Below are 8,641 nucleotides of genomic sequence, written 5' to 3'. Positions count from 1 at the left end.
AGACTTGATATTTTTTACGTCCGGAGACGCTGATATCAATCCTGCGAGTGCCCACACAGATTGTCTGATAAATTGTTAAAGAGCAGTGCGAACAGCGGGTTAACCGTCTGTCGCGAGGTGGCGTATATTACGCTTTCCTCCCTCAGAGTCAACTTCTTTTTCAGAAGTTTTTCTCCGGCGGCGCAGTCTCCTGTGCCTCTCAACCCGGCGGCCGGTAAGCCGTTGTTCCGTGTCGATGGAGGCGCATTATAGGGAGTTCGCGCGGGCTGACAAGCGTTTATTGCAAAAAGATTACCGTTCGAAGTAATTTTCATCAAATCGCGTTATTTCGCTACGATTTGCCTGGTAACTGTGCAAAATCATTGGCAAAACGGCTGACCTGTTGCCAATCGGTGTACTCCACTTCTTTAGTAGAATCGGTCTCGCCACCTGTCATTCGCATAATCAGCTGAATCATGATGCGATCAAACCAGCGATAACGCGGGTAATAGAGCGCACCAGCAAACACCGCACAGCAATCTGGCCGCCACGGCGACTGTGATAAGAACTTCTGGGTATAGGCATTGGTTTCCGGGGAGCGCTTCTCGGGTTTACGCGCCGTCAGGTTCACCGAGAAGAAACCACTGGTACGCTGCTGCAATTGGTGCAAATGCTGCTTAACAAATGCATCGACCACCGGCTGGAAATGGCCGTAACGAATCGAGGCACCAATCAGCACCCGATCATACTGTGCCCAGTCAGGCGAAGTGGCATGCTGGATATTCATCACATCACAGTTTTGCTGCTGACCGATCTGCTCAGCTATATAAGAGGCGATTTTTTGCGTTTGTCCGTCACGGGTCGAGTAGAGAATTAGCGCTTTCATTTCAGCATCCTTATTAATTACTCACGCCAGAACGTCGGCGTGAACAGCACCAGCAAGGTAAAGACTTCGAGACGCCCGAATAGCATGGTGGAGATCAATATCCACTTCGCCACATCATTCATTGAGGTGAAGTTATCCGCGACCACCCCCAGACCGGGTCCGAGGTTGTTCAGCGTGGCGGCGACGGCAGCAAAGGCCGAGAAGTCATCTACCCCGGTGGCGATGATTGCCAGCATGCTGATCAGGAACACCAGCGCATAGGCCGAGAAGAATCCCCAGACCGCTTCGAGGATACGCTCCGGCAGCGCCCGGTTGCCCAGCTTGATAGTGTAAACCGCATTCGGGTGGACCAGCCGTTTAAGCTCCCGGTTACCCTGCTTGCACAACAGCAGGATGCGGATCACCTTCAGGCCACCGCCGGTTGAACCGGCGCAGCCACCAATAAAGGCGGAGCACAGCAGCAGAACCGGCAGGAACAGCGGCCAGCGCGCGATGCTGTCGGTAGTAAAACCGGCAGTAGTCGCCATAGAAACGACCTGGAAGAACGCCTGGTTCAGGGTCTGCCAGCCACCGGCGTAGACATTGTGGAACCAGAGCACCAGCGTGCAGATCAACACCAGCGTCAGCTGGACGCCGATAAACATCCGTAACTCCGGGTCACGCCAGTAGACGCGCAGATTACGGCCACTCAGCATGGCAAAGTGCAGACCGTAGTTACAGCCGGAGATCAGCAGAAACACCGCCACGATGGTATTGATGGTGCCGCTATTAAAATAGCCGATACTGGCATCATGGGTGGAAAATCCGCCGATGGCGATGGTCGAGAAGCTGTGGCCAATCGCATCAAAGGCCGGCATCCCCGCCAGCCACAAGGCCAGCGCACAGGCCACCGTCAGCAGCACATAGATCAACCACAGAGTCTTGGCTGTTTCAGCAATGCGCGGCCGCATTTTGTTATCTTTCAGCGGGCCAGGCATCTCAGCGCGATAGAGCTGCATCCCCCCCACGCCCAGTATCGGTAATATCGCCACCGCTAAGACGATGATCCCCATACCGCCGAGCCATTGCAGCATTTGCCGATAGAACAGAATCGCCTTTGGCAGTGAATCCAGTCCGACCAGGGTAGTGGCACCGGTGGTCGTCAGGCCAGAGAACGATTCGAAGAACGCGTCGGTAACCGACAGGTGCGGCTGTTCGGCAAAGATAAACGGCATTGCCCCCACGCTGCCCAGCACCGTCCAGAACAGCACCACAATCAAAAACCCTTCGCGTGGCTTGAGCTCTGTCTTCTGTTTGCGGTTTGGCCACCACAGCAGCGAGCCGATCACCAGCGCCATCATAAATGTCTGGCTAAAGGCCCGACCGGCACCGTCGCGATAAATTAATGCGACCAGGCCGGGCAAAATCATCGTCACTGAAAAGAGGATCACCAGCAGACCGACTATGCGGGTAATGGCGCGAAAGTGCATTCAGCCGTTCCTTTAAATAAAAGAGAAGAACATCAAGGTATGAGCGGGATAAGCGCTAACGCGCCCCGACTAAAGTCTGACAGATTTTGCTGGAATCCGTCGATTTGTCCATAAGGCACGGCCAGCGTCAGTGCAATGCGGTCCTGATACTGGCTGTCGGTGACCTTGCCTTCAAAGCGCTGCACCAGCCGTTCGATATCGCTGAGCTGCGCGTAGTCGCATTGCAAAGTGAACAGTTTCATCGGCACTTTACGCTGGCGCGCCAGTTGCTTAAGCCCCTGCTGCACCCCGCCGCCATACGCTTTCACTAAGCCGCCCGTGCCCAGCATGATGCCACCGTAATAGCGCACCACAACCGCGGTGATTTCACCGATACCGGCGCCCATCAGCTGCGCCAGCATCGGTTTACCGGCGGTGCCGGACGGCTCACCATCGTCAGAGAAACCCAGCTGTTGTGAATCATCTGGCGCGCCAGCCACCCAGGCCCAGCAGTGGTGACGCGCAGCAGGATGTTCATGCCTGACCTGTTGAACAAACGCCCGTGCCGCTTCCGTGCCGTCGGTGTGAGCCAACAGCGTGATAAAGCGGCTCTTTTTGATGGTCTCCTCGCTGACGCTTAACGCCACCGCGGGAATATCAAAGGCGTCCATCAGGCCAGGTGCAGATCGCGGGTCATATTTTCAACGCGATGCGCATGGATCACCACGTTATCCTCAATGCGAATACCGCCGTAAGGCCTGAGCGCATCAATGGCCTGCCAGTTAAAATGCTGGCTGAACCGGCCTTCACGCAGTGGCGTCAGCAGCGAGTCAATAATATAGAAGCCAGGCTCGATGGTTAATACCATGCCGGGTTGCAGCACGCGAGTGCAGCGCAGATAAGGATACTGCGCTGGCGCCGCAAGATGGGTGCCCTGCTCATCCTGCATAAACCCGGCGACGTCATGCACCTGCAGGCCGAGCGGATGCCCTAATCCATGTGGCATGAACGGACCGGTCAGATCTTCCGCCACCAGCGCCTCTTCACTGATGCCCTGCACCAGCTCGAACTTCAGCAGCAATCTGGCGATACGCTGATGCATCTGCAGATGATAATCGGTGTAACGCACGCCTGGCTTCAGGGTCGCGATCAGCGCCAGCTCTTCTGCATTCATCGCCTCGACCATCCGGGCATACAGCGAGCTGCTCTGCGCCGCGTAACTGCGGGTTAAATCAGCGGCATAGCCAAGATATTCGGCACCCGCGTCAATTAAAAAGCTGTGGCGCTTTGCCGGTGGCTGATGATCCAGACGGGTGTAATGCAGCACCGCCGCGTGTTCATTCAGCGCAATGATGTTGCCGTAAGGTACGTCGGTATCGCGATGTCCGGTGGCTGTCAGATAAGCCTGATTGATGTCGAACTCGCTTAACCCGGCAGAAAAAGCCTCTTTGGCGGCGCGATGTCCGGCCACGGCCAGCTTCTGCGCCTGGCGCATACAGGCCAGCTCATACTCGGTTTTGATGCTGCGATGGTAATGCAGGAAATCGATCACCGCTTTGGGATTGATATTGCCAGAACTGATACCGAGCTGCGCTGCCCGCGCATTTACCGGGCCAATATAGGCGACATTCTCACGTTGAGCCGGCAACAGCTGCGCAATCTCATCCGCATTTTTCAGGCCGATGACCTCAATCTCAGCGGTCCAGAAGCTGTCCGGCAGCGGCTCAACGTTATGCCAGTAGTCAACCGGAGAGTAAAACCACAACTTTGGTTTACTGACCCCATCAACCCACAGCCAGCAGTTCGGCACCTGCGTTACCGGCACCCAGGCTTTAAACTGTGGATTCACCTTGAACGGATAGGTGTGGTCATCCAGAAACACCGTCAACAACTCACCGGAATGGATCAGCATCGCATCCAGTTTATTGTGTGCCAACACCTGCTGCGCCCGTTGCTGCAACGTGGCGATATGCGCGTGATACAAGGTCTTCAGGGAATCCATTGACGTCTCTCCAGTGTCGCGAAATGGCCGCAGTTTAGCATACCCCTTAAGCGGATGCCGTGTTGAGAGCGGCTGTGATCTTGTTAGCAAATAAGCAAAGACCCGTTTGCAAAAAATTAACATCACTCCCACACTCTCGATCATCTGGTATGACCAGATCACTTTTCCGCGGTTTCAGGAGATGCACATGCTCTACCAAGGCGCTAACCTTTCTCTTCACTGGCTGGACGATGGCATCGTCGAGCTGGTTTTTGATGCCCCTGGCTCGGTCAATAAGCTTGATACGCAAACCGTCGCCAGCCTGGGCGAAGCCATTGCAGTGCTGGAGCAGCAGTCTGACCTGCGCGGCGTGCTGCTCAGCTCGGCTAAACCGGCCTTCATTGTCGGTGCTGACATCACCGAATTCCTCTCACTGTTTGATGCACCGACCGAAAAACTGAGTCAGTGGCTGAGCTACGCCAACAGCATTTTTAACCGGCTGGAAGATTTACCGGTACCGACGCTGGCCGCCATCGATGGCTATGCGCTGGGTGGTGGATGTGAATGCGTACTGGCAACCGACCTGCGCGTTGCCACTGCCGATGCCCGCATTGGCCTGCCGGAAACGAAACTCGGGATCATGCCAGGCTTCGGCGGCAGCGTCCGTCTGCCGCGTCTGTTAGGAGCCGATAGCGCAATGGAGATCATTGCCGCTGGTAAAGACGTCGACGGAAACGCGGCACTTAAACTCGGTCTGGTCGATGCGGTGGTGGAACGCGATAAACTGCGCGAGGCGGGCATCACCATGCTTAAAGCTGTGGCGCTCGATGGTAGCTGGCGTGCGCGCCGGGCACCGAAACTGGCACCGCTGAAACTGAGCCCGATTGAAGCGGCGATGAGCTTCACCCTTGCCAAAAGTATGGTGATGCAGACCGCAGGCAAACATTACCCAGCGCCACTGATGGCGGTGAAAACCATTGAAGCGGCTGCCGGTCTTGGCCGTGAAGATGCGCTGAAACTGGAAAATGCCGCTTTTGTTCCGCTGGCGCAGTCTGACGAAGCGCGGGCGCTGGTCGGCATCTTCCTCAACGATCAATACGTTAAAGGGCTGGCTAAAAAACGCGGCAGCGAAAGCGGCGCGCCAACGCAGGCGGCCGTACTGGGTGCCGGTATTATGGGTGGCGGCATCAGCTACCAGTCAGCCTGGAAAGGCGTGCCGGTCAAAATGAAAGACATCAATCCACAGGCCCTGACGCTCGGGATGAACGAAGCCAGCAAGTTGCTTAATAAGCTGCTGGAGCGCGGCAAAATTGACGGCAATAAGCTGGCCAGCGTGATTGCGACCATTCAGCCAACGCTGGATTACGCCGGTTTTGAACACGCCGACGTGGTGGTCGAAGCGGTGGTCGAGAATCCCCTGATTAAAGCTAAAGTGCTGGCCGAAACCGAGCAGCACCTGCGGGACGACGCCATCCTGGCCTCCAATACCTCCACCATTCCCATCAGTCAGCTGGCACAGGCGCTGCAACGTCCGGAAAATTTCTGCGGCATGCACTTCTTCAATCCGGTGCCGCGTATGCCGCTGGTAGAAGTGGTGCGTGGCGAGAAAACCAGTGAAGCGACCCTGAGCAAAGTAGTGGCCTGGGCCAGCAAAATGGGTAAAACCCCGATTGTGGTCAATGATTGCCCCGGCTTCTTCGTCAACCGGGTGCTGTTCCCCTACTTCGCCGCCTTCAGCCTGCTGCTGCGCGACGGTGCTGACTTCCGTCAGATTGATAAAGTAATGGAAAAACAGTTTGGCTGGCCAATGGGACCATCGTGGTTGCTGGATGTAGTCGGCATCGATACCGCGCATCATGCGCAAAGCGTAATGGCGGAAGGTTTTCCACAACGCATGAAACACGATTATCGCGATGCGATCGATCTGCTGTTTGAGGCCGGTCGTTTCGGTCAAAAAAATGGCAAAGGCTTCTGGCGCTGGGAAACCGACAAAAAGGGCAAACAGAAAAAAGTGGCAGACAGCGAGGTCGATACGCTGCTGCAACAGGTCTGCCAGCCTAAGCGTGTCTTCAGCGACGAAGAGATCCTTAATCGCATGATGCTGCCAATGCTGAATGAAGTGGTGCGCTGCCTGGAGGAGAAAATCATCGCCTCGCCGGCCGAAGCAGATATGGCGTTGGTATACGGTCTCGGCTTCCCGCCTTTCCGCGGCGGCGCCTTCCGCTACCTCGATACCCTGGGCAACAGCAATGTGGTCGATCAGGCCCGGCGCTACAGTGCACTCGGTGGCCTGTATGAATTGCCTGAACTGCTGGTGCAAAAAGCGCATCAGCATCAAAGCTGGTATCCCGCCGCCAAACCAATTGACGAAGCCGCGCTGAAAAGCGCCTGAGGGCAAGAATATGGAAAATGTGGTGATTATCGATGCGGTACGTACGCCGATGGGTCGTTCAAAAGGCGGTGCTTTTCGTCATGTACGTGCCGAGGATCTTTCCGCCCACCTGATGCGTGAGCTACTGAGCCGCAACCCGGCGGTCAATCCTGCCTCGCTGGATGACATTGTCTGGGGCTGCGTGCAGCAGACGCTGGAACAGGGGTTTAACATTGCGCGTAACGCCGCCCTGCTGGCTGAAATACCGCACTCGGTACCGGCAACCACCGTCAACCGCCTGTGCGGCTCATCGATGCAGGCACTGCATGATGCCGCCCATGCCATTATGGTCGGCGATGCGCACAGCTGCCTGATTGGCGGAGTGGAACATATGGGACACGTGCCGATGAATCACGGCGTCGACTTTCATCCGGGCCTCGGCCGCACCGTGGCCAAAGCGGCGGGGATGATGGGTCTGACCGCTGAAATGCTGGCGCGTATGCATCATATCAGCCGCGAGCAGCAGGATGCGTTTGCCCTGCGTTCGCACCAGCGCGCCTGGCAGGCAACTCAGCGCGGTGATTTCAAAGCGGAGATCGTCGCCACTGCCGGTCACGACAGCGACGGCATTCTCAAACGCTACGATTACGATGAGGTCATCCGTGAAGAGACCAGCGCCGAAGGTCTGGCGGCACTGCGGCCGGCGTTTGATCCGGTCAATGGCACGGTAACGGCGGGCACCTCGTCAGCTCTGTCTGATGGCGCGGCCGCGATGCTGGTGATGAGCGAATCCCGCGCCCGTGAACTGGGGCTGACCCCGCGTGCCCGCATCAGAAGTATGGCGGTGGTCGGCTGCGATCCGTCAATCATGGGCTACGGCCCGGTGCCGGCCAGCAGGCTGGCGCTGAAACGTGCCGGTCTGAGCGTCAATGATATTGACGTGTTTGAACTCAATGAGGCGTTTGCAGCACAAACCCTGCCATGCATAAAGGATTTGGGTTTGCTGGATCGGCTGGATGAAAAGATCAATCTGAATGGTGGTGCGATTGCGCTGGGTCACCCGCTGGGCTGTTCCGGGGCACGTATCAGTACCACATTGCTTAACATCATGGCGCGACGCGATGCGCAGTTTGGTCTGGCGACCATGTGCATCGGTTTAGGTCAGGGCATCGCCACCGTATTCGAGCGTCTGTAATACGTTGGGTCACTTCTTTGTCCGATTTACCCGCCCATGATGGGCGGGTTTTTTCTTTTGGCTTGTCATCGATCAGATGAAGGCGAAAGCATCACCATACATCTGCGATTCCAGCGCACCGCGTTCGGCGCAGAAGCGATCGCGTGCGATCTTGGCCATCTCGAAACGGCCAGCAATATAGATCTCATGCTCGCTCAGCGTGCTGAAATCCTGCATTACCGCGGTTAATACCGTACCCGAACGTCCCTGCCAGCCCGCTTCCGGCTGCTCGACCACCGGGATCACCTTCAGGTTGGGGTGTTTCACCGCCAGCGCATCCAGCTCATCCAGATCGTACAGATGCTTCAGCTCACGTCCGCCCCAGTAAATGGCGATATCACGATCCGGCTGCTGCGCTAACGCGGTCAGCAGAATGGAACGGGCATAGGAGAAGCCGGTACCGCCAGCGATCAGGATCAACGGTTTGCTGCTCTCTTCGCGCAGCCAGGCATCACCGTGCGGCATGTCGACGGTGATCTGGCGATCGTCACGAATACGATCCATCACCGCCATGGCGTACAGGTTGAGATCGGACGCACCGATGTGCAGCTCAATGATATCCTTTTCCATTGGCGTTGAGGCCAGTGAAAACGGGCGCTTATCACGCTCATCCATCACCACCATCAGATACTGTCCCGCGCGAAAACTGAAATCCGCTTCCGGAATCAGGCGAACGCGATACACCGTGTCGGTAATCGCTTCAACTGAAGTTACTTTACAGCTTAACGTTGTCATGCGTTCC

The 8,641-nt window shown here is 56.5% G+C and carries 7 protein-coding genes; 2 read left to right on the top strand and 5 right to left on the bottom strand.

Annotated features, from left to right (window positions below; all coding sequences use genetic code 11):
• Positions 1 to 331 precede the first annotated feature (331 nt).
• Genes hemG through pepQ form a run of 4 tightly spaced genes read right to left on the bottom strand, consistent with a single transcriptional unit; the run spans position 332 to position 4,315 of the window.
• Positions 332 to 865, bottom strand: coding sequence for a menaquinone-dependent protoporphyrinogen IX dehydrogenase (gene hemG, locus ABIB18_RS15230; RefSeq protein ID WP_031375005.1), 534 nt, complete (start codon positions 863 to 865; stop codon positions 332 to 334).
• A 17-nt stretch (positions 866 to 882) separates the two neighbouring features.
• Entirely contained in the window at positions 883 to 2,334 is a 1,452-nt protein-coding gene (trkH, locus tag ABIB18_RS15225) for a Trk system potassium transporter TrkH (protein ID WP_031375006.1), read from the bottom strand.
• Positions 2,335 to 2,366: 32 nt separating this feature from the next.
• Positions 2,367 to 2,984, bottom strand: a complete 618-nt coding sequence (locus ABIB18_RS15220) for an IMPACT family protein (RefSeq protein ID WP_031375007.1) — start codon at positions 2,982 to 2,984, stop codon at positions 2,367 to 2,369.
• Positions 2,984 to 4,315 carry a Xaa-Pro dipeptidase gene (gene pepQ / locus ABIB18_RS15215; RefSeq protein WP_031375008.1) on the bottom strand — a complete coding sequence of 444 codons (1,332 nt, stop codon included), beginning with the start codon at positions 4,313 to 4,315 and terminating at the stop codon, positions 2,984 to 2,986. Before pepQ ends, ABIB18_RS15220 begins: the two co-directional genes overlap by 1 nt.
• A gap of 187 nt (positions 4,316 to 4,502) precedes the next feature.
• Between pepQ and fadB the strand changes: the two genes are divergently transcribed.
• Both fadB and fadA read left to right on the top strand, forming a co-directional pair.
• A complete protein-coding gene (fadB, locus tag ABIB18_RS15210) occupies positions 4,503 to 6,686 on the top strand; it encodes a fatty acid oxidation complex subunit alpha FadB (RefSeq protein ID WP_354474695.1) in 2,184 nt (727 codons plus the stop codon).
• Between the two features lie 10 nt (positions 6,687 to 6,696).
• Positions 6,697 to 7,860 carry an acetyl-CoA C-acyltransferase FadA gene (gene fadA / locus ABIB18_RS15205; RefSeq protein ID WP_354474693.1) on the top strand — a complete coding sequence of 388 codons (1,164 nt, stop codon included), beginning with the start codon at positions 6,697 to 6,699 and terminating at the stop codon, positions 7,858 to 7,860.
• A 72-nt stretch (positions 7,861 to 7,932) separates the two neighbouring features.
• Here fadA and fre read toward each other — a convergent pair whose 3' ends face one another.
• Positions 7,933 to 8,634 (bottom strand): NAD(P)H-flavin reductase, encoded by a 702-nt coding sequence (fre, locus tag ABIB18_RS15200; protein ID WP_031375011.1) that lies wholly within the window; start codon positions 8,632 to 8,634, stop codon positions 7,933 to 7,935.
• Between the last annotated feature and the right edge of the window lie 7 nt (positions 8,635 to 8,641).

Origin of the sequence: Pantoea sp. UYEF8, from assembly GCF_040546285.1 — a bacterium.
Classification (GTDB): domain Bacteria; phylum Pseudomonadota; class Gammaproteobacteria; order Enterobacterales; family Enterobacteriaceae; genus Pantoea; species Pantoea brenneri.
Note: the sequence above shows the minus strand (reverse complement) of the source record. Positions and strands in the feature narration are given on the sequence as shown.